Source organism: Neoroseomonas rubea, from assembly GCF_016106015.1.
GTDB lineage: Bacteria > Pseudomonadota > Alphaproteobacteria > Acetobacterales > Acetobacteraceae > Neoroseomonas > Neoroseomonas rubea.
In genome coordinates this window covers 1-969 of record NZ_JACADQ010000657.1, presented here as the reverse complement: position 1 = coordinate 969, position 969 = coordinate 1, and the positions used below count along the sequence as shown (strand labels likewise).

2 protein-coding genes are annotated in these 969 nt (G+C 76.3%); both read left to right on the top strand.

Annotation, left to right across the window (positions count from 1 at the left end; genetic code table 11):
- Nucleotides 1–592 (top strand): TrmH family RNA methyltransferase (locus HW577_RS25635; protein WP_232475247.1); only part of this gene is annotated, 592 nt, incomplete at its 5' end.
- A gap of 109 nt (nt 593–701) precedes the next feature.
- Nucleotides 702–969 (top strand): STAS domain-containing protein (locus tag HW577_RS25630; protein ID WP_198378902.1); only part of this gene is annotated, 268 nt, incomplete at its 3' end.

Sequence of the window (969 nt, the reverse complement as noted above, 5' to 3'; positions counted from 1 at the left end):
CGCCGTGCTGGCGCGCGCGCGCAGGCCGTATCGGGAGGTGCCGCCGGAGGAGCTAGCGCGCATCGCCGGCACGCCGCACCATGGCGGCATCGTCGCCCTGGCCTGGCCGCGCGCGGTGCCGGCGCTCGATCCGCGCACGCTGCCCGCCGCGCGCGTGACACCCGTGCTGGACGGCATCGGCAACCCGCACAATCTCGGCGCCATCGCGCGGTCCGCCGCCTTCCTCGGCTGCCGCGCGCTGGTGCTGTCGGGCGATCCGCGCCAGGCGGGGCTGTCGGATGCCGCGTTCCGCACCTCCGAAGGCGGGCTCGAGGCGCTTGAGCTTTTCGCCGCGCAGGACCTGCCCGCCGCGCTGCATGCGCTCGCCCCCGCCATGCTGACCCTCGCCGCCGTGCCGCGCGGCGGCACCCCGCCCGCCGCCGTGCCGCGCGACCGGCCGATCGCGCTCGTGCTCGGCAATGAGGAGGACGGGCTGTCCCCCGCGACGATCGCCGCCTGTGCCGGCCGGGTCACCCTGCCCGCGGCCGGTCCTGTGGAAAGCCTGAATGTTTCGGTCGCGGCCGCGGTGCTGATCCACGCGCTGACGGACTGATCCCGACCCTGCGCCATGCCCTTCGCATGAGGGCCAGACCTTTGCGCGCCAGGCATGATCCGCGCAGGAAAGTCTTGCGGCGCGGCGCCGGATGGGTCCAATCGACCGCATGGACGGCGGCATCGGTGACGCGACGGCGCGGCTGGAGGCGACGGACGGCTCGGGTGGCCGCATTCTGGCCGCGCATGGCCGGCTGGACGCCGCGGCGGCGGCGCGCCTCTGGCCGGCGGCGATGCGCGCGGCGGAAGGCGGCGTGGCCGTGCTCGACCTCTCCGGCATCGAGACGATAGACACCGCCGGCGCCTTGCTGCTGCTGACCGCGGCCCCGGGCGCGGAACGCCGCGGGGCCGAGCCCTCCGTCGCGGCCATGCTGGACC